General features: G+C 60.5%; 13 protein-coding genes and 6 pseudogenes. 7 read left to right on the top strand and 12 right to left on the bottom strand.

The window, feature by feature from the left end; all coding sequences use genetic code 11:
- Positions 1–86 precede the first annotated feature (86 nt).
- The 3 genes from G3W89_RS30660 to G3W89_RS30670 all read left to right on the top strand — a co-directional run bounded on the left by G3W89_RS30660 (position 87) and on the right by G3W89_RS30670 (position 1,059).
- Complete coding sequence (locus tag G3W89_RS30660; RefSeq protein WP_068674326.1) at positions 87–425, top strand: hypothetical protein; 339 nt, start codon at positions 87–89, stop codon at positions 423–425.
- A gap of 7 nt (positions 426–432) precedes the next feature.
- On the top strand, positions 433–702 hold the full coding sequence (locus G3W89_RS30665; protein WP_162570838.1) for a hypothetical protein: 270 nt from the start codon (positions 433–435) through the stop codon (positions 700–702).
- A 177-nt stretch (positions 703–879) separates the two neighbouring features.
- Entirely contained in the window at positions 880–1,059 is a 180-nt protein-coding gene (locus G3W89_RS30670) for a hypothetical protein (protein ID WP_162570837.1), read from the top strand.
- A 90-nt stretch (positions 1,060–1,149) separates the two neighbouring features.
- Here the strand turns inward: G3W89_RS30670 and G3W89_RS30675 are convergent, their stop codons facing one another.
- From G3W89_RS30675 to istA, 3 genes are all read right to left on the bottom strand, one after another.
- Positions 1,150–1,779, bottom strand: a complete 630-nt coding sequence (locus tag G3W89_RS30675; protein WP_162570836.1) for a hypothetical protein — start codon at positions 1,777–1,779, stop codon at positions 1,150–1,152.
- 112 nt (positions 1,780–1,891) lie between these two features.
- On the bottom strand, positions 1,892–2,731 hold the full coding sequence (istB, locus tag G3W89_RS30680) for an IS21-like element helper ATPase IstB (RefSeq protein ID WP_162570835.1): 840 nt from the start codon (positions 2,729–2,731) through the stop codon (positions 1,892–1,894).
- Entirely contained in the window at positions 2,724–4,247 is a 1,524-nt protein-coding gene (gene istA, locus G3W89_RS30685; RefSeq protein WP_162571147.1) for an IS21 family transposase, read from the bottom strand. The genes istB (G3W89_RS30680) and istA overlap by 8 nt, the downstream gene beginning before the upstream one ends.
- A 311-nt stretch (positions 4,248–4,558) precedes the next feature.
- Here istA and G3W89_RS30690 point away from each other — a divergent pair, with 311 nt between their 5' ends.
- Both G3W89_RS30690 and G3W89_RS30695 read left to right on the top strand, forming a co-directional pair.
- Positions 4,559–7,474: a Tn3-like element IS1071 family transposase gene (locus G3W89_RS30690; protein ID WP_003158660.1), complete on the top strand. Its 2,916-nt coding sequence runs from the start codon at positions 4,559–4,561 to the stop codon at positions 7,472–7,474.
- A gap of 123 nt (positions 7,475–7,597) precedes the next feature.
- Positions 7,598–8,719: pseudogene (locus G3W89_RS30695) on the top strand (IS91 family transposase); the annotation flags it as partial.
- An 850-nt stretch (positions 8,720–9,569) separates the two neighbouring features.
- Here the strand turns inward: G3W89_RS30695 and G3W89_RS30700 are convergent.
- From G3W89_RS30700 to qacG2, 8 genes and pseudogenes are all read right to left on the bottom strand, one after another.
- Entirely contained in the window at positions 9,570–10,997 is a 1,428-nt protein-coding gene (locus tag G3W89_RS30700; protein ID WP_162572158.1) for an amidase, read from the bottom strand.
- Between the two features lie 86 nt (positions 10,998–11,083).
- Positions 11,084–11,464 carry a LuxR C-terminal-related transcriptional regulator gene (locus G3W89_RS33775; RefSeq protein WP_443083220.1) on the bottom strand — a complete coding sequence of 127 codons (381 nt, stop codon included), beginning with the start codon at positions 11,462–11,464 and terminating at the stop codon, positions 11,084–11,086.
- Positions 11,465–11,553: 89 nt separating this feature from the next.
- Positions 11,554–12,114 (bottom strand): hypothetical protein, encoded by a 561-nt coding sequence (locus tag G3W89_RS30710; RefSeq protein ID WP_162577737.1) that lies wholly within the window; start codon positions 12,112–12,114, stop codon positions 11,554–11,556.
- Between the two features lie 759 nt (positions 12,115–12,873).
- Positions 12,874–13,967: pseudogene (locus tag G3W89_RS30715) on the bottom strand (IS91 family transposase); the annotation flags it as partial.
- Positions 13,968–14,117: 150 nt separating this feature from the next.
- Positions 14,118–17,030, bottom strand: a pseudogene (locus G3W89_RS30720) (Tn3-like element IS1071 family transposase).
- A gap of 147 nt (positions 17,031–17,177) precedes the next feature.
- Positions 17,178–18,545: pseudogene (locus tag G3W89_RS30725) on the bottom strand (DUF4158 domain-containing protein); the annotation flags it as partial.
- A gap of 2 nt (positions 18,546–18,547) precedes the next feature.
- Positions 18,548–19,108, bottom strand: a complete 561-nt coding sequence (locus G3W89_RS30730; RefSeq protein WP_108499742.1) for a recombinase family protein — start codon at positions 19,106–19,108, stop codon at positions 18,548–18,550.
- Between the two features lie 309 nt (positions 19,109–19,417).
- A complete protein-coding gene (gene qacG2, locus G3W89_RS30735; RefSeq protein WP_162572169.1) occupies positions 19,418–19,750 on the bottom strand; it encodes a quaternary ammonium compound efflux SMR transporter QacG2 in 333 nt (110 codons plus the stop codon).
- A gap of 217 nt (positions 19,751–19,967) precedes the next feature.
- Here qacG2 and G3W89_RS30740 point away from each other — a divergent pair.
- Positions 19,968–20,252: pseudogene (locus G3W89_RS30740) on the top strand (phage integrase N-terminal SAM-like domain-containing protein); the annotation flags it as partial.
- 193 nt (positions 20,253–20,445) lie between these two features.
- On the opposite strand, the pseudogene istB (G3W89_RS30745) reads toward G3W89_RS30740, so the two are convergent.
- Positions 20,446–20,958: pseudogene (gene istB / locus G3W89_RS30745) on the bottom strand (IS21-like element helper ATPase IstB); the annotation flags it as partial.
- Between the two features lie 151 nt (positions 20,959–21,109).
- On the opposite strand from istB (G3W89_RS30745), the gene G3W89_RS30750 reads away from it, so the two are divergent.
- Positions 21,110–24,025, top strand: a complete 2,916-nt coding sequence (locus G3W89_RS30750; RefSeq protein WP_003158660.1) for a Tn3-like element IS1071 family transposase — start codon at positions 21,110–21,112, stop codon at positions 24,023–24,025.
- Positions 24,026–24,076: the final 51 nt, after the last annotated feature.

A 24,076-nucleotide genomic window follows, 5' to 3' on the forward strand; every position in this document is an offset into this window, starting at 1 on the left:
CGCTCGTAGACTGCCCCTGGTGCACGACGTGAGAAATTGGGTCGAACGGCCGGCAGCACACTAACAACACTAAGAGGAACTCAGCCATGGCAACTCGAATCGCTCTCCGGCACAAGGACACCGGGCTCATGAAGAATGGCTTTTACGGCTTCTCATGGACGACGCTCTTCTTCGGATTCTTCCCAGCGCTCTTCCGGGGCGACTTCCTCACCTTCATCGGCGGCTTCGTCATCGCCGTCATCATCGGCTTGATGACCTTCGGCATCGGCGCGCTCGCCATCGGCATCATCTGGGCGTTTATGTACAACAAGTACTACACCCGGCGGCTGCTCGAGCGCGGCTATTCGCTCGCAGGTAGCGAAGGCGAGAACGCCCTCGCCGCGTCGGCGCTCGGCATGGCCATGCCAATTGCGGCCAACGCCTGAAGCGCTGATGTCGGAAGACGAACGGCCAGACGACAAGCCACTTCACCGCCACTGGTGGTTCTGGCTCTTTGTGGTGATGGTCCTGCTCGCACTTTTTAAGCAAATTTCCGGCAGGGACGTCTTCTCGTTCTTCGGAAAGGTCGACAAAAGCCAGCCGAACCTCATCAAGGCCGCGTGCCAGGTCGTCTTCCCTTGCAATCTCGTCTGGGACCTGTCGGCCCCCGAGGACTTGAAGGACTCGAAGCCGGTGGTCCGTCCGCGGCACCTGGACGACTAGCTCCCTTGGGTGTGCTCGCGACGGGCCCCGCTTTGCCTGTGCCAGAAGCACCTCAGCTCCTGGCACGACGCGCGAAGGCAATTCGGTTGCGGCCGGGAATCTACGCAGGCAGGGCACTTCTCCAGGCAAAGCACCTCGCTCAGAGGACAGGTGGCGACCTGGGAGACAATGTCGGGAATGACGATTCTGCCGCTCCTCCGCAGCCTTGAGGCTATCGAACGCGCTTCCCGACCTGAGCTGGTCGGCTACCTGGAGGCCTGGGGTTTCCAGACATACGACCACGAATCCGACGAGGTGCTCCGGGCAGCGGCGCGTCAGAACTTCGAAACCGAGGGCGACCGAGCTCCCGGCGAGTAGCGCATTTAACGCCTGGGCCGCTGGCGGCGCGGCCGGTGCGGACCGTGCTGTTGCTTGTGCTCGCGCCACCGACCGAACGCCGCGCTCTGCCTAACCGCAAGCAGTCGGGCTGGGGTGCTGAAGGCAGGTGAGGTACATCTCGCGCATGCGCTCGGTTTCAGCATCGTCCATCTGCAGGCACCGCATTACGCCCTCCCAGGGGGCCTGCGAGAAGCCAGCGCTGTACTTGCGGCCAAGCCGCAACGTCGACTTGCGTGCCCAGCCGGGAATCGCAGGGGCGCCGGACCCGCCCGGCAGGTCCTGCTCTGACAGCAAAAAATCGCCGGACCGCGCTTGGCGTACAAGCTCATCCGTCCTGTCGAAGGCGTTGGTGCGGCCATGCTGGAGCGACGCTTCGACAAGAAACCACATCGCGTAATGAAGTGGTGCCGTCGAAAGGGAAGGTGCGACGCCGGTCAGCATCGCCGCGAGCACGTTCGTGCTGTCGAAGCACGAGGTCGAGCGGGAGCGCAGGTCGCCTAGCCGACGCAAAAGCAGTTGGAGTGCGTTCACCTCGTCCGGGGCGGGCTCGTTGGCGTCTGCCCAGCGGACCAGCTCATCCTGGATGGCCTTCAGGTTTGCCGGATTGGCACGGGGCGACTGCTGCGCAGCCGCCACTGGGTCTCTAAGAACGGAATGGCGAATTGCGGTCAGCAGGCCACTGCCGTCGGTCAGCACCACATCATGCGCATTGCCGCCTAGCTGTTGGCGCCGATGGAATATTGACCAGCTGTGCCGGTTGAATTTTGACCAGGGGCTAAGGCTGCCTCCGCAGGAGGTCAGCTGTGGATAACTATAGAGACGTTCCTGGTTTCTCGCTCCCTTCATTCAAGGGTTGACTGGCTGAAGTCTTGCGCTCCTGCTCCCTGGACTTGATGCGGCCCTTGGCCTCCTTGGAGCTGTGGCGGAAGCGGTAGGACTCGTTTCCGGTCTCGATGATGTGGCAGTGGTGCGTCAACCGATCGAGCAGCGCGGTGGTCATCTTGGCGTCCCCGAACACGCTGGACCATTCCGCGAAGGTCAGGTTGGTCGTGATCATCACGCTGGTGTGCTCGTAGAGCTTGGACAGCAGGTGGAACAGCAAGGCACCACCGGACTGGCTGAACGGCAAGTAGCCCAGTTCGTCCAGAACCACCAGGTCCATGCGCACCAAACTCATGGCAATGCGGCCTGCGCGACCTTGGGCTTTCTCCTGCTCCAGCGCGTTGACCAGATCCACCGTGGAGTAGAACCGCACCCGCTTGGCGTGCCGGCTCAACCCGGCAATGCCCAGTGCGGTGGCCAGGTGCGTCTTGCCCGTGCCAGGCCCACCGATCAGCACAGCGTTCTGCGCATCGTCGGTGAAGGACAGGTCTGAGAGTTTCTGGATCAGCGCCTTGTCCACCTGCGACACCTCGAAGTTGAACCCGGCCAAGTCGCGGTGCATGGGGAAGCGGGCCGACTTCATCTGGTGCGCAATCGAGCGCATCGCCCGGTCCGCATCTTCGGCTTGCAGCAGATGCTCCACCAGCCAGCGTGAGGCATCCAGCGTCGAGTCCCCACCTTGCTCGACCAGATCCGCCCAGGCCACGGCCATGCCGTTCAACCTCAATGCCTTGAGCTGCGCGTGAACATCCCGTGTCGTATCACGCATGACGCACCTCCTGATCATCCAGGTGGGTGGGACGCAGCCGGTCGTACCGCGCTGTGTCGGCCTTGGGCGCCAAGGTCAATTGCAGCGCGGTCTCGGCCTGCATTGGGGTCACCGGGTTGTTCAACCGCGCCAGCACATTGCGAACGTGCTCCACGCTGATGCTGCCGCTGGGGGCCATGCCTTCGAGCACCAGCTCTACAGCCACCAGCACCGCCTCCAAACCCGCCTGCGGAACCACCGCCAGCACCTGCGCCATGACCCGGTCACCTCCGGCGTGGCGCAACAAAGACTGCCGCAGCCGCAGCAGCGCAGGCGGCAGATCCAGGAAGGGTGTTCCATTGCGAAGCGCACCCGGCTTGCGCTGCACCAGGTCGATGTAGTGCTGCCAGTCAAAGACGGTCTGTCCACTGCCCGAGAGCCGGGCGTGGCTGGCCACCACCGCATCCATGGCAGCCACCTCCACCCGCTCCGGATACACCCGGGTGCTCACGATGTGACCCGCCCATTCACACGGCACCGAGTAACGGTTGCGGGCGGCCACCACCAGGCAGGTGCTGCTTACCCGGGCCAGGCGCTCCACATAACCATCAAAGAGCGTCGGCATGGACATGAGGTGGCCCCTCTCCAACTCCAGCATCTCACCCACGGTGAACTGTCGATGGATCGGGTGCGACGTGTCGGCCCACACCGAGCGGCAACGCTCTGCCAGCCAGGCATTGAGTTCGATGAATGAGCCGAAGCGCCGGGTGCTCGCCTCGATCCAGATACGCCGGCGGCTGTCCTGCACGTTCTTCTCCACCACCCCTTTCTCCCAACCCGAGGCCACGTTGCAGAAGTCCGGGTCGAACAGGTAGTGGCTGCACATGGCCGCAAAGCGCGCGTTGACGATGCGCCCCTTGCCCCGCTTGACCTTGTCCACCGCGGTCTTCATGTTGTCGTAGATGCCCCGCCGCGCCACCCCGCCAAGCGCCTGGAACGAGCGCGTGTGCGCGTCAAACAGCATCTCGTGCCCCTGGCTGGGATACGCCACCAGCCAGAACGCTCGGCTGGCACACAGCTTCAAATGCGCGACCTGCACGTTGTAGAACACGCCGCCCACCACCATCGCCTCATCGCTCCAGTCAAACTGGAACGCCTCGCCCAACTCAAAGCTCAAGGGCACGAACGCCTTGGCCGGACTGCTGTCAGAGCGCGTGCGCCACGCCCGGATGAAGTCCGTGACCGCGCTGTAGCCACCGCGGTAACCCTGCGCCTGGATCTGGGAGAACAGTGCCCTTGCAGAACGCCGGCTTTGCTTGGGCCGGTGCGCATCGGCCGCCAGCGCCTGGTGCAGCGTGCCCTCGAACGCCGTGAGCTTGCGCTCAACGACGCGTCGCTCGTACTTCGGAGGCTCATGGCCGGGGGCCTTGAGCCATTTCTTGACCGTGTTTCGGGCCAAGCCGGTTCGCTTGGAAATCTCGCTCAGGGAGAGTTGGTCGCGCAGCTTCATGCGCCTGACCTTGCCAATCATGTCCATGGTGATCACCTAATTTCCCTGCTGAAAGTTTCAGCAGGTCAGTGGAACACCCTGGTCAATTTTCAGTAGGCACTTCGACCTCTAGATGGTCAGTTTTCGGTCGGCGTCAACACCCGGATCTCACGCAGCAGCCGGGAGCCGGTCAACTCGGGCCAGGCCTGTAGTCGGGGTCTCCTCGTTTTCAGTGCAATAAGTGACGGTACGCAAAGCTAGCACTGGCGCGGGGGTGGTCTGGGTAGACCGTTGATTTCATTGACTTTCCTGTTCGCTTTGTAAACGGGTATGGTGGCCTCCCACTTTTGAGGTTCACGATGCAGGGTTGGCACACAACGTTTTTGGGGATGCGTGGGCTCCCCCGCGATATCAGCGACTTCGAGATGAAGGCATTTTTCACCTTCGATGGTGCCGAGCGCGACGCAATCAATGCACGCCGAGGTGATTCCCACAAGCTTGGTCTGGCGCTCCATATTGGTTTCCTGCGCATGAGTGGGCGTTTGCTCGGTGCCTTTCGGGTAATTCCAGTAGCCTTGTGGCGCCACCTTGGCAACGAGCTTGGCATTGCAGCACCAGAAGTCGCCTCGCTGAGAGCCATGTATGAACGCGGGCGCACGCTATTCGATCACCAACAAGTAGCCTGCACGGTCCTTGGATTCCAGTGGATGAGCGAGCACCAGCGCCGCTCACTGGTACGTGAACTGCGCGACGAAGTGGCGCGCTGCGCCGACCGCGATCAGCTACTCGTGCGGGCGCGTCAATGGCTGTACAAGAACAAGCTGGTGATCGTGCACGAGCGGGCAATTCGGACACTGATTGCGGCGGCACTTGCCCAGCTTGAAGTTGAAACAGGCACCGCCATCGCCGCCAGCGTTGATCCAGCAACACTTGATCGCTGGCGAGCCTCAGTTTCAGAGCTGCGCCCAGATGGACAAACCCAGCAGAGTTGGCTATGGGCTGCACCGGCGAAACACTCAACCCGCCAAATCAGCGAGGTACTGGAGCGCATCGACCTGCTTTACACGCTGGACGTTCATAAGCACCTGGCAGACATCCCCGATCTCATCTTGCGCCGCTACGCGCGCCGACTTGTCTCCAGGCCGCCCTCAGCCGGAGCCAAGATCAAAGAGCCAGCGCGCACCGTGGAGGTCGCATGCTTTCTTCGGTATTGCCTGTTCACCACCACAGACCAGTTGATCCTTATGGTGCAGCGCCGGATCGCCGATCTGTGGCGTCAGGCTGCCGCCGATGTCCCCGCTACCGTCAATTGGGCCGCAATGTACAAAACGCTGCTCGGCGAACTTGTTGCCTTGAGCGCGCAAGGTGCGGTGCCAGATGCTGAGTTGCGTGCCCGTCTTGAAGCCTTGATCACCGAAACCCAGAAACGCAAACCACCGAGCAGGGCCTCCCTGGTCCGCGAGGGATTGATTGATGGAATTCGCCCCGTGCGGTCGTTGCTCGTCGCCATTGCAAAGCTGCCCTGGCAGGCCACCGGCGAGCATCCTGCCATCGAGTACCTTGCCAAGCTGCAAGCTTTATATCTCAAAGGATCCAGAAAGCTGCCAGTTGAAGTGGTGGCACCAAGTCTGGGAATGATCTGGCAGGTTTCGATCTCCAGCCCAGACCGGGAACGGGCGTTTCAGGCGTTGGAGGTGGCCACCCTGTTTGCCCTGCGCCGCGCGGTGCGCAATGGCTCGGTCTGGATTGAGCACAGCCTGAGCTTTCGGGGTCGTGCGCGCTTGTTCTTCACGGACGAGCGTTGGCAGGCAGAGTCCAAGAAACACTATGCCCGTCTATCGTTACCCAGCAAGGCTGCCACTTTCTTGAAGCCTTTGCTGGCCAGAGTAACTGCCGGTGTCGATGCGGTGGCCGCTGCAGCCCGCAGTGGCGTACTGCGCGTGGATGATGAACTCCATTTGTCGCCATTGCCCGCAGAGGACGAAGACCCAGAAGTGACCAAGCTGCGCGCGGCTTTGGATCACCGCATCGGTGAGGTTCAATTGCCGGAAGTGATTCTGGCCGTTGACGCCCAGGTGCGCTTTAGCTGGATCATGCTCGGACGTGAGCCGCGCTCTACCGACGAGCTGCTGATGGTCTATGCCGGCATCATGGCCCACGGCACCAGTCTGACTGCGGTCGAATGCGCGCGCATGATTCCGCAATTGTCTGCCACCAGCATTCGCCAGGCCATGCGCTGGGCGCGGGACGAACGGCGTCTGAGCCAGGCCTGCCAGGCTGTGCTGGAATTCATGCAGCGACACCCGATTGCCGCCACCTGGGGGCGGTCCGATTTGGCATCTTCTGACATGATGACCATGGAGACCACCAAACGGGTGTGGCAAGCCCGGCTTGATCCTCGGCGCAACACACCTTCCATTGGAATCTACTCCCATGTAAAAGACCGGTGGGGCATCTTCCATGCGCAGCCCTTTGTGCTCAATGAGCGCCAGGCGGGCGTGGCCATTGAAGGTGTCATCCGCCAAGAAAAGCTGGAGACCAGCCAGCTTGCTGTGGATACCCATGGCTACACCGACTTTGCCATGTCACATGCCCGTTTGCTTGGTTTTGATCTTTGCCCGCGGTTGAAGGAACTCAAACAGCGCCACCTCTTTGTGCCACGCGGCACCAAAGTGCCCGCAGAAATCGCTGCGGTGTGCGAAGCCAATGTCGACGTCGCTTTGATCGAAAAGCATTGGGATAGTCTGGTGCACCTGGCAGCCTCGGTCATGAGCGGACATGCCAGTGCGGTGGCAGCTCTTGCGCGGTTCGGTTCTGCCGCCCAGGGCGATCCAATCTATGAGGCTGGCGTGCAATTGGGGCGGTTGCTGCGTACGGCGTTTTTGGCTGACTACTTTGTCAAGGACGCTTTCAGGAACGAGTTGCGCCGGGTGCTCAATCGGGGCGAGGCTGTTAACGCCCTCAAGCGCGCCATTTATACCGGCCGGATCAGCCCGGCGCAGGCCAAACGTGTCGATGAAATGCAGGCTGTGGCCGATGCGTTGAGCCTGATGGCCAACATCGTGATGGCGTGGAATACCTCACAGATGCAGGCGGTCCTGGATCGCTGGTCGAACCGCCGCCAGGTCATTCCACCGGAACTGATCGGGAAGATTGCGCCCACCAGGCTGGAGAGCATCAACTTGCGGGGTGTGTTTCGCTTCCCGGTTGACCGCTATGCTGACCAAATCCTGCCTTCGCGGCCAAATGCATCGATAACTGGCACCAATGGATGAAACCGACCACGGTTTGACGCCACGAATCGCAGATTTGAAAGTGAACAGGAAAGTCAATGAAATCAACGATCTACCAACACCACCTCCGCGCCAGTGCTAGCTTTTCGTACCGTCACTTATTGCACTGAAAACGAGGAGACCCCGATTAGCGCCATCGAGCGCTGCCGCACGTCCGCGCTGGGTGGTCACGTCGAGCAGTGCGACGCCTGCGGGCACCAGCGCATCGCTTTCAACAGTTGCCGCAACAGGCACTGTCCGAAGTGCCAGTCGCTGGTGCGCGCCCAGTGGCTGCAGGACCGGCAGGCCGAACTGCTGCCGGTCGAGTACTTTCACATCGTCTTCACCGTACCGCAGGAGATTGCCGCCATCGCGTACCAGAACAAGGCCGTGGTGTACGACATCCTGTTTCACGCCACCTCTGAGACGCTGCGCACCATCGCCGCCGACCCCAAACATCTCGGAGCCGAGATCGGCTTCATCACCATCCTGCATACCTGGGGCCAGAACTTGCTGCATCACCCGCATCTGCACTGCGTCGTGCCCGGCGGTGGGGTGGCCCCGGACGGCAAGCGCTGGATCGCCTGCCGAGCGGGCTTCTTCCTGCCGGTGCGGGTGCTGTCGCGGCTGTTTCGCCGCCTGTTCCTGACACAGTTGCGCAGCGCCTTCGACAACGGGGAACTGCGCTTCTTCAACGGCCTGGCTGCGCTACAGGATTGCGATGCCTTCGCCAGCTACCTGGCGCCCGCAACCCAGGCCGAGTGGGTGGTCTACGCCAAGCCACCTTTCGGCGGGCCCGAGCAGGTCCTGAACTACCTCGGGCGCTACACCCATCGCGTGGCGATCTCCAACAACCGCCTGGTCGACTTCGCCGATGGCGAGGTGGCCTTTGCGTGGAAGGACTACCGCCACGAATCGCGCCACAAGGTCATGCGCCTGGATGCCCAGGAGTTCGTCCGCCGCTTCCTGCTGCATGTCCTGCCCCCTGGATTCCAGCGCATCCGCCACTATGGGCTCCTGGCCAACCGCTATCGCGAGACCAAGCTCGACCACTGTCGCCAGCTGCTGGCGGCACCCGCACCGGTCGTGGAGTTGCCCGATGCACCGCTGGACTATCGGGACCGCTATCAGCGCCTGACTGGCGTGTCTCTGCGCGACTGCCAGCATTGCGGTCGTGGCCAGATGGTGCGAATCGAATCCTTTCTGCCGGGAACCTTGCCGCGCGGTCCGCCGCCCATCCCCTCATGAACACAAGCCCGGCCTTCACCCCATGCGCTTCCAGATCCGTGTCGCGAAGCGATAGGTGTCCCTTTGCATGCTCACGCCCATCAATGGCGAGAGCCTCTCGCCACGCCCTCGTGGCAGCGCCAATGCACACGCCGCAGCCCCCCGTTCTTCGGTGCCAGCTCAACCCAGCGCTGCAATTTCCTCAGCCTTGCGCACCTGCGCCTCGCGCTTGGACAAGTCGGTGCTGATTCAATCCCCATAGCGCACCACCACCTGGACGGCGGTTTAGTTCAACGGGATCTTTAGCCTACCGGCTGCGGAACAGGCGTCGCGGGGTTGATCAGCGTCTGCGCGCCGCAGCCGCCAGGCTAAAGACTCTCTGCATTATGGAGAGCTTTCCATAAGCAGCGGTTGCTGCTGGTTGCGGGAGCGCCATGACTTCTCGCTCTTTGTACCCAAGCCGCCATCGGAGGGATACGCAGCCTCTGAGGCCCTATGTCCAGTTTTAGATACGGCCGACTTTGGGGAAATGTCGCTACTGCGCTTTGTCTCGAACGACGACGCCCCCAAGGCCCAACAGGTGCTATCGATCTCAAGGCATCCATGGACTATGAGTATCTTTGAACTGGAAGTTGAAAACTGTTTAGCGAAGCGGGTGAAGCCCACCTTCCAGAAGTCTACACCTGTCCTAGCGTCCGCACAGGAACCTTATGGGTAGCGCATATTGATTTCCTCAGGGTTCGCCACATTCAAAAATGCCAGTGCGAAGACCGAGAACGGATACCAACATCTGACCCCGGTGTTTTAACTTTGTTTGAGGTTTCCCGGGAACGTCAAAGGCTTGAGTTGAGCAGGTTTGAAGAATCCACTTTTATTGAGCGAACACTTTGGGCCTGAATGCTCGCCAAGGCTGCAATCGTTCAAGGTCACGAGCGACCTGAAGCAAAACATCTTCACGCCCCATTCCCGCCACCATTTGAATGGGGACGGGCATCTCGTCATGCATGCCTGCTGGCAAGGTTAGCGCTGGCAGTCCGGTCATGTTGAACTGCGCCGTGAAAGGAATCGCATCGAAGAGCCGGTCGTACCAGCCATGAGCGTCGAGACTCGCATCGTTTTGATCCAGGTACCCAAGGGGCAGTGGCGTGCGTTTCAAGGCGGGCATCAAGATGATGTCGTAGCGCGTGAGAAATACGCCGAGACTTCGGGACATGGTGTTCATCACGGCAAACACATCCTCGATGTCCATCGCCGTCAATGCGTTGCCCGCCTGCGCGCAGGCCAGCGTCACTGCCTCAAGCACATCTGGCCCAGGTTCACGGCCCATAGCGGCTTTCAACCCATTGACCCCCACCGCAAGGAAAGACATCCACGCCGAAAAATTCGCGCGCATGAAAGCATCAACGTCATAGACAGGCGCCGTTTCCTCAATCACATGCCCCTGGGCCTCCAACAAGCGGGCGGTGCGCTGCAGCGCCTCGTCGATTTGCCGCTCCACCGCCGGCGCCTTGGGCCACTGCCGCACCAACGCTACTTTCAGTGGCCGGGTGTCGGAAGCAATCGCGCGCACGTAGGACTGGGTTGGCAAGGCGATGCCTTGGGTCGCGCCGATGTCGGGGCCTGCGACAGCATCGAGCAATGCCGCGCAATCGCGTACCGTTCGGGTCACGGCGAATTCGCAGGCCATACCGAGCACTGGCATCCCGTGGTAAGGGCCAAGAGGCGTTCGGCCCCGAGATGGTTTCAATCCGATCAGGCCGCAAGAGGCCGCTGGAATCCGTATGGAACCTGCGGCATCGTTGGCATGCGCCACGGGCACAATGCCAGCCGCTACAGCGGCCGCTGAACCCCCTGAAGAGCCGCCAGAAGAGCGATCGAGGTTGTAGGGGTTGCGGGTGGGCCCGTGAAGAACCGACTCGGTGGTGGCGTTGAAGCCGAACTCGGGCGTTGCTGTGATCCCGATGGTGTTGAGGCCCGCCTTGCGAAAGCGCGTGAACAGTTCACTGTCTGCCGGAGGAATGAACTCGCCCTTGGCCAGCATGCGGGTGCCCATCATTTGCGGCACGCCGCCTACCGCCAGAACCTGGTCCTTGACCAAAAATGGCACGCCAGCAAAAGCGCCCTCGCTGTCGCCCATCACTGGAGGGTCCAGCCTGCGGACAACGGCATTGATTGAACCGTTTACCGAATCGATTGCGCGGTTGGCACAGTCGGTGAGTTCTGCTCCGCTCACTTCTCCGGCTCTGACCAAATCGGCCAATCCAGTGGCGTCATGTGCGCTGTAGTCCTTCAAGTCCATGTCTCAAGCTCCTTATTTATGTCCTGTCACTTCAGGGCAAAGAGAGCTTGCAGCAAAGCGTCAATCTTTTGAATGATGCAAATGACCTATGGTGGCGAAGATCGGTCGGGGCTGGCCGAAGCAAGGACGGAGGCCAGCGTCGCTCGGTTGTGGACGCCCAGCTTGTCGTAGATTTGGCTCGTCTGATTGCGCACCGTAGCCGGGGAAATACCCAGATGGCGCGCGACGTGTTTATGGCTGAGGCCTTGGGTCAAGAGTGCTGCCACTTCCGCTTCGCGCGGGCTTAACCGACTGACCGGTGACAGGGGTCTGACGTGCACTCTCCGAAGTCCAGCGCCGTCGTCGACTTTGGCTGGCTTCGCGGTGATGACCAGTCCCAAATCATCAGCCACGAGTCGACCGGTGCGCGTCAGTGCCGTTCGGATGGCTGCCTGCAACTTATCGCGGACGGGGCCCTCAGCATCCATTCCCAAGGCAAGCAACCCGGCACCGCCAAAGACGCAGTGCCCGGCAGCGGAGACCAGCAGCTCAACACCCTCACCGCTAGTCGCGGCAGTCACGTCTGCCCGTTGGCGGATTTGTCGGTCCAACACCTCAACCGATGCGTACAGAAAATCGCGTTCTCCGTTGTGCCAGCGGCGCACGGACGATCCCCATGGCGCAAACAGGCCAAGAACAATGAGCCTTGATGATCCGTTCGTATCTGGGTGGCTGTGGCGATGGACCCGATGCCATACCGATCCACCATCGCCATCATCCCGTCCGTCTGCACGGCTTGACTTCGCAGGTACGTGGCAACTCGTCTCGGGGCCTTGCGAATCTGATCAAGCAACAGATCTTCGTGGCTCATCGCCTGCCATGTTTGATAGAAGTCACCCGGCAGGTTCAGCGCAGCCGTGCCATGCATCACCGGGCCGGTATTGCTTGAGTTTGACGGCACGCCATTGCCCGCGCTTGAAGTCTCCCAGCCCAGGAACCCATACCAGGCCGAATCAAAGCCCAGCACCTTAGCCAGCCGCCTCACGCACCCATCCAGAGCAGAAAGCGGGGGCATTTCCTCTAGAAGTCGATCGACATCATTGAGGTAGGTCGAAAAGGTTCGAATGCTGCAGGTCAACAGCTGGCCCCCGTTGCTTAAGAATGGAAAGGAGTAGCACGCGTATCAATGTACTGGACTTCAACCGCTTCTGTAGACAATTATCATCTTCCAGTTCGAAGTTGTGACGTCTCCCCCATATCCGGACACTTTCAAACTGGAGTTGGACGGCTTCCGGCTTGTTGACCCGACCTCTTTTTGACGTACTCACTCGGGGTCAGGTCTGGGCGATGACAACATCTGACATTGGCAGGGCAACGCATGGCAGGCAATAGCCCATCGCTGATGAGTGGCCGCTGCCGAATTTACAGCGGTTGGGCGCCTCGCAGGATGACGAATGGCAGGTTTCGGCGGCGACTGTCATTGGGCTGCAAAACCTGACCGGCTGCAGTCAGCCTTTATGTACAGCTGTGCATAATGCAGAGAGTCTTTAGCCTGGCGGCTGCGGCGCGCAGACGCTGATCAACCCCGCGACGCCTGTTCCGCAGCCGGTAGGCTAAAGATCCGTTGAACTAAACCGCCGTCCAGGTGGTGGTGCGCTATGGGGATTGAATCAGCACCGACTTGTCCAAGCGCGAGGCGCAGGTGCGCAAGGCTGAGGAAATTGCAGCGCTGGGTTGAGCTGGCACCGAAGAACGGGGGGCTGCGGCGTGTGCATTGGCGCTGCCACGAGGGCGTGGCGAGAGGCTCTCGCCATTGATGGGCGTGAGCATGCAAAGGGACACCTATCGCTTCGCGACACGGATCTGGAAGCGCATGGGGTGAAGGCCGGGCTTGTGTTCATGAGGGGATGGGCGGCGGACCGCGCGGCAAGGTTCCCGGCAGAAAGGATTCGATTCGCACCATCTGGCCACGACCGCAATGCTGGCAGTCGCGCAGAGACACGCCAGTCAGGCGCTGATAGCGGTCCCGATAGTCCAGCGGTGCATCGGGCAACTCCACGACCGGTGCGGGTGCCGCCAGCAGCTGGCGACAGTGGTCGAGCTTGGTCTCGCGATAGCGGTTGGCCAGGAGCCCATAGTGGCGGATGCGCTGGAATCCAGGGGCAGGACATGCAGCAGGAAGCGGCGGACGAACTCCTGGGCATCCAGGCGCATGACCTTGTGGCGCGATTCGTGGCGGTAGTCCTTCCACGCAAAGGCCACCTCGCCATCGGCGAAGTCGACCAGGCGGTTGTTGGAGATCGCCACGCGATGGGTGTAGCGCCCGAGGTAGTTCAGGACCTGCTCGGGCCCGCCGAAAGGTGGCTTGGCGTAGACCACCCACTCGGCCTGGGTTGCGGGCGCCAGGTAGCTGGCGAAGGCATCGCAATCCTGTAGCGCAGCCAGGCCGTTGAAGAAGCGCAGTTCCCCGTTGTCGAAGGCGCTGCGCAACTGTGTCAGGAACAGGCGGCGAAACAGCCGCGACAGCACCCGCACCGGCAGGAAGAAGCCCGCTCGGCAGGCGATCCAGCGCTTGCCGTCCGGGGCCACCCCACCGCCGGGCACGACGCAGTGCAGATGCGGGTGATGCAGCAAGTTCTGGCCCCAGGTATGCAGGATGGTGATGAAGCCGATCTCGGCTCCGAGATGTTTGGGGTCGGCGGCGATGGTGCGCAGCGTCTCAGAGGTGGCGTGAAACAGGATGTCGTACACCACGGCCTTGTTCTGGTACGCGATGGCGGCAATCTCCTGCGGTACGGTGAAGACGATGTGAAAGTACTCGACCGGCAGCAGTTCGGCCTGCCGGTCCTGCAGCCACTGGGCGCGCACCAGCGACTGGCACTTCGGACAGTGCCTGTTGCGGCAACTGTTGAAAGCGATGCGCTGGTGCCCGCAGGCGTCGCACTGCTCGACGTGACCACCCAGCGCGGACGTGCGGCAGCGCTCGATGGCGCTAATCGGGGTCTCCTCGTTTTCAGTGCAATAAGTGACGGTACGAAAAGCTAGCACTGGCGCGGAGGTGGTGTTGGTAGATCGTTGATTTCATTGACTTTCCTGTTCACTTTCAAATCTGCGATTCGTGGCGTCAAACCGTGGTCGGTTTCATCCATTGGTGCCAGTTATCGATGCATTTGGCCGCGAAGGCAGGATTTGGTCAGCATAGCGGTCAACCGGGAAGCGAAACACACCCCGCAAGTTGATGCTCTCCAGCCTGGTGGGCGCAATCTTCCCGATCAGTTCCGGTGGAATGACCTGGCGGCGGTTCGACCAGCGATCCAGGACCGCCTGCATCTGTGAGGTATTCCACGCCATCACGATGTTGGCCATCAGGCTCAACGCATCGGCCACAGCCTGCATTTCATCGACACGTTTGGCCTGCGCCGGGCTGATCCGGCCGGTATAAATGGCGCGCTTGAGGGCGTTAACAGCCTCGCCCCGATTGAGCACCCGGCGCAACTCGTTCCTGAAAGCGTCCTTGACAAAGTAGTCAGCCAAAAACGCCGTACGCAGCAACCGCCCCAATTGCACGCCAGCCTCATAGATTGGATCGCCCTGGGCGGCAGAACCGAACCGCGCAAGAGCTGCCACCGCACTGGCATGTCCGCTCATGACCGAGGCTGCCAGGTGCACCAGACTATCCCAATGCTTTCGATCAAAGCGACGTCGACATTGGCTTCGCACACCGCAGCGATTTCTGCGGGCACTTTGGTGCCGCGTGGCACAAAGAGGTGGCGCTGTTTGAGTTCCTTCAACCGCGGGCAAAGATCAAAACCAAGCAAACGGGCATGTGACATGGCAAAGTCGGTGTAGCCATGGGTATCCACAGCAAGCTGGCTGGTCTCCAGCTTTTCTTGGCGGATGACACCTTCAATGGCCACGCCCGCCTGGCGCTCATTGAGCACAAAGGGCTGCGCATGGAAGATGCCCCACCGGTCTTTTACATGGGAGTAGATTCCAATGGAAGGTGTGTTGCGCCGAGGATCAAGCCGGGCTTGCCACACCCGTTTGGTGGTCTCCATGGTCATCATGTCAGAAGATGCCAAATCGGACCGCCCCCAGTGGCGGCAATCGGGTGTCGCTGCATGAATTCCAGCACAGCCTGGCAGGCCTGGCTCAGACGCCGTTCGTCCCGCGCCCAGCGCATGGCCTGGCGAATGCTGGTGGCAGACAATTGCGGAATCATGCGCGCGCATTCGACCGCAGTCAGACTGGTGCCGTGGGCCATGATGCCGGCATAGACCATCAGCAGCTCGTCGGTAGAGCGCGGCTCACGTCCGAGCATGATCCAGCTAAAGCGCACCTGGGCGTCAACGGCCAGAATCACTTCCGGCAATTGAACCTCACCGATGCGGTGATCCAAAGCCGCGCGCAGCTTGGTCACTTCTGGGTCTTCGTCCTCTGCGGGCAATGGCGACAAATGGAGTTCATCATCCACGCGCAGTACGCCACTGCGGGCTGCAGCGGCCACCGCATCGACACCGGCAGTTACTCTGGCCAGCAAAGGCTTCAAGAAAGTGGCAGCCTTGCTGGGTAACGATAGACGGGCATAGTGTTTCTTGGACTCTGCCTGCCAACGCTCGTCCGTGAAGAACAAGCGCGCACGACCCCGAAAGCTCAGGCTGTGCTCAATCCAGACCGAGCCATTGCGCACCGCGCGGCGCAGGGCAAACAGGGTGGCCACCTCCAACGCCTGAAACGCCCGTTCCCGGTCTGGGCTGGAGATCGAAACCTGCCAGATCATTCCCAGACTTGGTGCCACCACTTCAACTGGCAGCTTTCTGGATCCTTTGAGATATAAAGCTTGCAGCTTGGCAAGGTACTCGATGGCAGGATGCTCGCCGGTGGCCTGCCAGGGCAGCTTTGCAATGGCGACGAGCAACGACCGCACGGGGCGAATTCCATCAATCAATCCCTCGCGGACCAGGGAGGCCCTGCTCGGTGGTTTGCGTTTCTGGGTTTCGGTGATCAAGGCTTCAAGACGGGCACGCAACTCAGCATCTGGCACCGCACCTTGCGCGCTCAAGGCAACAAGTTCGCCGAGCAGCGTTTTGTACATTGCGGCCCAATTGACGGTAGCGGGGACATCGGCGGCAGCCTGACGCCACAGATCGGCGATCCGGCGCTGCACCATAAGGATCAACTGGTCTGTGGTGGTGAACAGGCAATACCGAAGAAAGCATGCGACCTCCACGGTGCGCGCTGGCTCTTTGATCTTGGCTCCGGCTGAGGGCGGCCTGGAGACAAGTCGGCGCGCGTAGCGGCGCAAGATGAGATCGGGGATGTCTGCCAGGTGCTTATGAACGTCCAGCGTGTAAAGCAGGTCGATGCGCTCCAGTACCTCGCTGATTTGGCGGGTTGAGTGTTTCGCCGGTGCAGCCCATAGCCAACTCTGCTGGGTTTGTCCATCTGGGCGCAGCTCTGAAACTGAGGCTCGCCAGCGATCAAGTGTTGCTGGATCAACGCTGGCGGCGATGGCGGTGCCTGTTTCAACTTCAAGCTGGGCAAGTGCCGCCGCAATCAGTGTCCGAATTGCCCGCTCGTGCACGATCACCAGCTTGTTCTTGTACAGCCATTGACGCGCCCGCACGAGTAGCTGATCGCGGTCGGCGCAGCGCGCCACTTCGTCGCGCAGTTCACGTACCAGTGAGCGGCGCTGGTGCTCGCTCATCCACTGGAATCCAAGGACCGTGCAGGCTACTTGTTGGTGATCGAATAGCGTGCGCCCGCGTTCATACATGGCTCTCAGCGAGGCGACTTCTGGTGCTGCAATGCCAAGCTCGTTGCCAAGGTGGCGCCACAAGGCTACTGGAATTACCCGAAAGGCACCGAGCAAACGCCCACTCATGCGCAGGAAACCAATATGGAGCGCCAGACCAAGCTTGTGGGAATCACCTCGGCGTGCATTGATTGCGTCGCGCTCGGCACCATCGAAGGTGAAAAATGCCTTCATCTCGAAGTCGCTGATATCGCGGGGGAGCCCACGCATCCCCAAAACGTTGTGTGCCAACCCTGCATCGTGAACCTCAAAAGTGGGAGGCCACCATACCCGTTTACAAAGCGAACAGGAAAGTCAATGAAATCAACGGTCTACCCAGACCACCCCCGCGCCAGTGCTAGCTTTGCGTACCGTCACTTATTGCACTGAAAACGAGGAGACCCCTAGTAGCGCCGGTCGATACCCGCGTCAGTCATCACCAGCTTCTGCCAGCGCGGCTTGATGAAGTCGGTCGGGGCATCGGCAGGCACTTTGCGGGCGTTGTCGGTGTTCATGCCGCGCAGCACCTCGATGGCGTCCAGCACGTCCTTGGCGGCGGGCGCGGCTCGCAGCTTGAGCACGTCGAGGAATTCCGGCGCGTAGCGGCGCAAGGTGGCGTAGCTCTCGCCGATACGGTGCAGGAAATCGAAGTCATCGGGCTGCGCGAGCTTTTGCGCCTCAGTGACGCTCTCGGCGAAGGCATCCCAGGACATGACGGCCTCGATGGCAGCGAACGGGTCGCGGCCCGACTGCTTGGCGTCGATCAGCGCCTGCCCAATGCGCCCGTACAGGCGCACCTTGGCGTTGATAGCCTTGCCGGATGCCTGGAACTGCTGCTGATGTTTGTTTTTGGCGGCGTTGAACAGCTTGCCCAGGATGCGGTCGTGCAGGTCGATGATTTCGTCGGTGACCGTAGCCATGCCCTCGATGGCCAGCGCCACGAGAGTGGCGTAGCGCCGTTGCGGCTCGAACTTGGACAGGTCGGCAGGCGTCATCTGGCCGCCCTCACGGGCGATCTTGAGCAAGCGATTCTGGTGAACCAACCGCTCGCTGCCGGGCGGCAGATCGAGCGCCTACCAGGCTTTGAGGCGCTCAATGTGTTCGAGCATGTGGCGCGAGTTCGGTTTGGCGGGCGACTGGCGCAGCCAGGCCAGCCAGGTCGTCTTGCCGTTGTCGCGGCGTTTCAGCAAATCGTCGAGGCGATGCCTGTGCCCGTTCGACAATGGTTCGGACAGCGCTTCGTAGATACGCCGGTTGGCGCGGGTAATGGCCTCGGCACTGGCGCGCTCAATGGCGTTGAGTGCGGGCAGGATGATCGACTGCCGCCGCAGATGCTCAATCAGTGCACTGGCCAGCACGATGCCTTTGTCGGTTTGCATGGCCAGCTCGGTCAGCGTGTGCACGGCCTGCCGGTAGTGGCTCATCGTGAACGGCTGGAAGCCGAACACCGTTTGCAGTTCGACCAGGTGCTCGCGCCGGGTCTGCTCCCGCTGCCCGTAGTCGTCCCAGCTTTCGACGCCGACCTTGAGCTGGTCGGCGACCAGTTTCAGTAGGGGCAAAGACGGCGCCTGATCGACACCAAGGAAGATTCCGGGAAAGCGCAGGTAGCAGAGCTGGACGGCAAAGCCCAAGCGATTCGCAGGCCCGCGCCGCTGCCGGATAATGGAGAGATCGGTATCGCTGAACGTGTAATGTCGAATTAGGTCGTCCTTGGTGTCCGGCAACGCCAGCAGGCTTTCCCGCTCGGCGGCGGACAGTATGGAACGACGAGGCATATTTATTGATCCAATCTCAAGTATTGATACAGGGTCTCCCGGCTGACACCAAATTCACGTGCCAGCTTCGCTTTTTGTTCGCCGGCGGCGGCCCGCTGCCGCAGCTCGGCTACCTGTTCTGGCGACAGCGCTTTCTTGCGGCCCCGGTAGGCTCCGCGCTGTCTGGCGAGCGCGATGCCTTCCCTCTGCCGCTCGCGGATCAAGGCCCGCTCGAATTCGGCGAACGCCCCCATGACCGACAGCATCAGGTTCGCCATCGGTGAATCCTCGCCGGTGAAGGTCAGGCTTTCCTTGACGAACTCGATGCGCACGCCGCGCTTGGTCAGCTTTTGTACGAGGCGGCGCAAGTCATCGAGGTTGCGCGCCAAGCGATCCATGCTGTGAACCACCACGGTGTCGCCTTCGCGCACGAAGGCCAGCAGCGAATCAAGCTCGGGCCGCTGGGTGTCCTTGCCCGACGCCTTGTCGGTGAACACCCTGCCGACTTCGACATGCTCCAGTTGCCGCTCCGGGTTCTGGTCGAAGCTGCTGACCCGGACGTAGCCGATGCGTTGACCCTGCAAGATACCTCCAAATACGAAAGTGTCAGGAAGAAATCTATGACCTTTCGCCGCAGGTGTCAAGAAACACAAAAGTTAACTCTATTCTGACGTTGCTGGGTGGCTTCTCCTGACATCAGGATAGGGTATAGATCAGGTTGACGCCCCAACTCTGGGTTTCGGCTCCCGGCCAGGAGCGGCCGACCGTCAAACGGGTAAGCAGTCGCTCAACGTTTGACGTGAGGGGCCGCCGTAGCGGCGAAGCCGCGAAGGGAACCCGCAAGCGCAGCTTGTGGGCGGTCCCTCTCGACGGAATGGTTAGATGCGACCGTTTTAGTGAACACTTGCCTTAGATAGCAAGTTGAGCACAGCAACGCCGCTGATAATGAAGCCGACACCAACAAATCCCCACATATCTAGTTTTTGACCATGCAAAACCCATGCAATCGCAGTGACCAAGACGATCCCGAGGCCCGACCAAACTGCGTAGGCGATTCCAACAGGAATCGATTTGAGTGTCAGCGACAGGAAATAAAAAGCAGCAGCGTATCCCGCTACGACGATAAAAGACGGTACTAACCTAGTAAAGCCCTCACTAGACTTGAGCGCAGAGGTTGCAATGACCTCAGAAATAATGGCCGTAGCCAGAAATAACCAATTTTTCAAAATATTTCTCCATGGAGTTCCGCGAAGAAATTTTAGGTTCGATTTAAGAAAACAAACAGTCTTGTTGCTGGCCGAAATTTGTGCGCACAGCAAAGCATCTAACTTATGGTTTATCTGACCAAACACCGGATACCCACAACCGTGGTCGTTAAACAATGTCGCACGGCACCCAAAAAAAGTGTTTGAAATCAATTCTGTAAAGCATCATACTGGATGCATGAACAGGTATAACAGAAATGACAAACCTGACTGGGTCCCTCCCCGATCCATCAAGCTGCTCGATCAGGTGCGCGAACGGGTTCGCTACCTGCATTACAGCCTACAGACCGAGAAGGCTTATGTCTACTGGGCCAAGGCATTTGTGTTGTGGACGGCCCGCAGCCATGGTGGGTTTCGACATCCGCGCGAAATGGGGCAAGCTGAAGTCGAGGGTTTTCTGACCATGCTCGCCACCGAGAAGCAAGTGGCGCCGGCCACCCACCGGCAGGCGCTCAACGTGTTGGCGCCGATTCAAAATTGAGCCACCGTGCCGATTGAATTTTGAGCCAGGGCTAATGGCCAACCTGTGAAGGTCGGCTGTGGATAAGTGTAGTGCCTTGGGTCGGTTTTGGTCTCCTTGGTGATCGAGCTCGGTGGTCGTCCGTTGAGGGTAAGCCGCGCAGGGCGAAGCCCGTAGCGGCTTGCCCTTGAACCGCTCAGAACGGCTCAGCCTTCTTGGCCTGTTCGCGTGCCTTGATGCGTTTCTTGGCCACGGCTGTGCTGTGCATGAACCTGTGGGACTCGTTGCCCGTCTCGACGATGTGGCAGTGGTGCGTGAGTCGATCCAGCAGTGCCGTGGTCATCTTGGCATCGCCGAACACGCTGGACCATTCCTTGAAGTCCAGGTTGGTGGTGATCATCACGCTGGTCTGCTCGTAGAGCTTGCTCAGCAGGTGGAACAGCAAGGCGCCGCCTGCCTGGCTGAAGGGCAGGTAGCCCAGCTCATCAAGGATGACCAGGTCCATGCGCTGCAAGCTCGCTGCGATGCGGCCTGCCTTGCCTTGGGCCTTCTCCTGCTCCAGTGCGTTGACCAGGTCCACCGTGGAGTAAAACCGCACGCGTGAGCCATGGCGCGTGATGCCCGCCACGCCGATGGCCGTGGCCAGATGCGTCTTGCCCGTGCCGGGGCCACCCACCAGCACCACGTTGTGCGCCTGCTCGGTGAACGCCATGCTGGGGTCTCCTCGTTTTCAGTGCAATAAGTGACGGTACGCAAAGCTAGCACTGGCGCGGGGGTGGTCTGGGTAGACCGTTGATTTCATTGACTTTCCTGTTCGCTTTGTAAACGGGTATGGTGGCCTCCCACTTTTGAGGTTCACGATGCAGGGTTGGCACACAACGTTTTTGGGGATGCGTGGGCTCCCCCGCGATATCAGCGACTTCGAGATGAAGGCATTTTTCACCTTCGATGGTGCCGAGCGCGACGCAATCAATGCACGCCGAGGTGATTCCCACAAGCTTGGTCTGGCGCTCCATATTGGTTTCCTGCGCATGAGTGGGCGTTTGCTCGGTGCCTTTCGGGTAATTCCAGTAGCCTTGTGGCGCCACCTTGGCAACGAGCTTGGCATTGCAGCACCAGAAGTCGCCTCGCTGAGAGCCATGTATGAACGCGGGCGCACGCTATTCGATCACCAACAAGTAGCCTGCACGGTCCTTGGATTCCAGTGGATGAGCGAGCACCAGCGCCGCTCACTGGTACGTGAACTGCGCGACGAAGTGGCGCGCTGCGCCGACCGCGATCAGCTACTCGTGCGGGCGCGTCAATGGCTGTACAAGAACAAGCTGGTGATCGTGCACGAGCGGGCAATTCGGACACTGATTGCGGCGGCACTTGCCCAGCTTGAAGTTGAAACAGGCACCGCCATCGCCGCCAGCGTTGATCCAGCAACACTTGATCGCTGGCGAGCCTCAGTTTCAGAGCTGCGCCCAGATGGACAAACCCAGCAGAGTTGGCTATGGGCTGCACCGGCGAAACACTCAACCCGCCAAATCAGCGAGGTACTGGAGCGCATCGACCTGCTTTACACGCTGGACGTTCATAAGCACCTGGCAGACATCCCCGATCTCATCTTGCGCCGCTACGCGCGCCGACTTGTCTCCAGGCCGCCCTCAGCCGGAGCCAAGATCAAAGAGCCAGCGCGCACCGTGGAGGTCGCATGCTTTCTTCGGTATTGCCTGTTCACCACCACAGACCAGTTGATCCTTATGGTGCAGCGCCGGATCGCCGATCTGTGGCGTCAGGCTGCCGCCGATGTCCCCGCTACCGTCAATTGGGCCGCAATGTACAAAACGCTGCTCGGCGAACTTGTTGCCTTGAGCGCGCAAGGTGCGGTGCCAGATGCTGAGTTGCGTGCCCGTCTTGAAGCCTTGATCACCGAAACCCAGAAACGCAAACCACCGAGCAGGGCCTCCCTGGTCCGCGAGGGATTGATTGATGGAATTCGCCCCGTGCGGTCGTTGCTCGTCGCCATTGCAAAGCTGCCCTGGCAGGCCACCGGCGAGCATCCTGCCATCGAGTACCTTGCCAAGCTGCAAGCTTTATATCTCAAAGGATCCAGAAAGCTGCCAGTTGAAGTGGTGGCACCAAGTCTGGGAATGATCTGGCAGGTTTCGATCTCCAGCCCAGACCGGGAACGGGCGTTTCAGGCGTTGGAGGTGGCCACCCTGTTTGCCCTGCGCCGCGCGGTGCGCAATGGCTCGGTCTGGATTGAGCACAGCCTGAGCTTTCGGGGTCGTGCGCGCTTGTTCTTCACGGACGAGCGTTGGCAGGCAGAGTCCAAGAAACACTATGCCCGTCTATCGTTACCCAGCAAGGCTGCCACTTTCTTGAAGCCTTTGCTGGCCAGAGTAACTGCCGGTGTCGATGCGGTGGCCGCTGCAGCCCGCAGTGGCGTACTGCGCGTGGATGATGAACTCCATTTGTCGCCATTGCCCGCAGAGGACGAAGACCCAGAAGTGACCAAGCTGCGCGCGGCTTTGGATCACCGCATCGGTGAGGTTCAATTGCCGGAAGTGATTCTGGCCGTTGACGCCCAGGTGCGCTTTAGCTGGATCATGCTCGGACGTGAGCCGCGCTCTACCGACGAGCTGCTGATGGTCTATGCCGGCATCATGGCCCACGGCACCAGTCTGACTGCGGTCGAATGCGCGCGCATGATTCCGCAATTGTCTGCCACCAGCATTCGCCAGGCCATGCGCTGGGCGCGGGACGAACGGCGTCTGAGCCAGGCCTGCCAGGCTGTGCTGGAATTCATGCAGCGACACCCGATTGCCGCCACCTGGGGGCGGTCCGATTTGGCATCTTCTGACATGATGACCATGGAGACCACCAAACGGGTGTGGCAAGCCCGGCTTGATCCTCGGCGCAACACACCTTCCATTGGAATCTACTCCCATGTAAAAGACCGGTGGGGCATCTTCCATGCGCAGCCCTTTGTGCTCAATGAGCGCCAGGCGGGCGTGGCCATTGAAGGTGTCATCCGCCAAGAAAAGCTGGAGACCAGCCAGCTTGCTGTGGATACCCATGGCTACACCGACTTTGCCATGTCACATGCCCGTTTGCTTGGTTTTGATCTTTGCCCGCGGTTGAAGGAACTCAAACAGCGCCACCTCTTTGTGCCACGCGGCACCAAAGTGCCCGCAGAAATCGCTGCGGTGTGCGAAGCCAATGTCGACGTCGCTTTGATCGAAAAGCATTGGGATAGTCTGGTGCACCTGGCAGCCTCGGTCATGAGCGGACATGCCAGTGCGGTGGCAGCTCTTGCGCGGTTCGGTTCTGCCGCCCAGGGCGATCCAATCTATGAGGCTGGCGTGCAATTGGGGCGGTTGCTGCGTACGGCGTTTTTGGCTGACTACTTTGTCAAGGACGCTTTCAGGAACGAGTTGCGCCGGGTGCTCAATCGGGGCGAGGCTGTTAACGCCCTCAAGCGCGCCATTTATACCGGCCGGATCAGCCCGGCGCAGGCCAAACGTGTCGATGAAATGCAGGCTGTGGCCGATGCGTTGAGCCTGATGGCCAACATCGTGATGGCGTGGAATACCTCACAGATGCAGGCGGTCCTGGATCGCTGGTCGAACCGCCGCCAGGTCATTCCACCGGAACTGATCGGGAAGATTGCGCCCACCAGGCTGGAGAGCATCAACTTGCGGGGTGTGTTTCGCTTCCCGGTTGACCGCTATGCTGACCAAATCCTGCCTTCGCGGCCAAATGCATCGATAACTGGCACCAATGGATGAAACCGACCACGGTTTGACGCCACGAATCGCAGATTTGAAAGTGAACAGGAA

The organism is Variovorax sp. PBL-H6, assembly GCF_901827155.1.
Classification (GTDB): domain Bacteria; phylum Pseudomonadota; class Gammaproteobacteria; order Burkholderiales; family Burkholderiaceae_C; genus Variovorax.

Bases quoted from the DNA above. Each gene is read 5' to 3' on its own strand.
- G3W89_RS30700 (WP_162572158.1), bottom strand. From the start codon at position 10,997: ATGGACTTGAAGGACTACAGCGCACATGACGCCACTGGATTGGCCGAT.
- G3W89_RS30750 (WP_003158660.1), top strand. From the start codon at position 21,110: ATGCAGGGTTGGCACACAACGTTTTTGGGGATGCGTGGGCTCCCCCGC.
- istB (WP_162570835.1), bottom strand. From the start codon at position 2,731: ATGCGTGATACGACACGGGATGTTCACGCGCAGCTCAAGGCATTGAGG.
- G3W89_RS30670 (WP_162570837.1), top strand. From the start codon at position 880: ATGACGATTCTGCCGCTCCTCCGCAGCCTTGAGGCTATCGAACGCGCT.
- istA (WP_162571147.1), bottom strand. From the start codon at position 4,247: ATGGACATGATTGGCAAGGTCAGGCGCATGAAGCTGCGCGACCAACTC.
- G3W89_RS30660 (WP_068674326.1), top strand. From the start codon at position 87: ATGGCAACTCGAATCGCTCTCCGGCACAAGGACACCGGGCTCATGAAG.
- G3W89_RS33775 (WP_443083220.1), bottom strand. From the start codon at position 11,464: ATGGATGCTGAGGGCCCCGTCCGCGATAAGTTGCAGGCAGCCATCCGA.
- G3W89_RS30665 (WP_162570838.1), top strand. From the start codon at position 433: ATGTCGGAAGACGAACGGCCAGACGACAAGCCACTTCACCGCCACTGG.
- G3W89_RS30690 (WP_003158660.1), top strand. From the start codon at position 4,559: ATGCAGGGTTGGCACACAACGTTTTTGGGGATGCGTGGGCTCCCCCGC.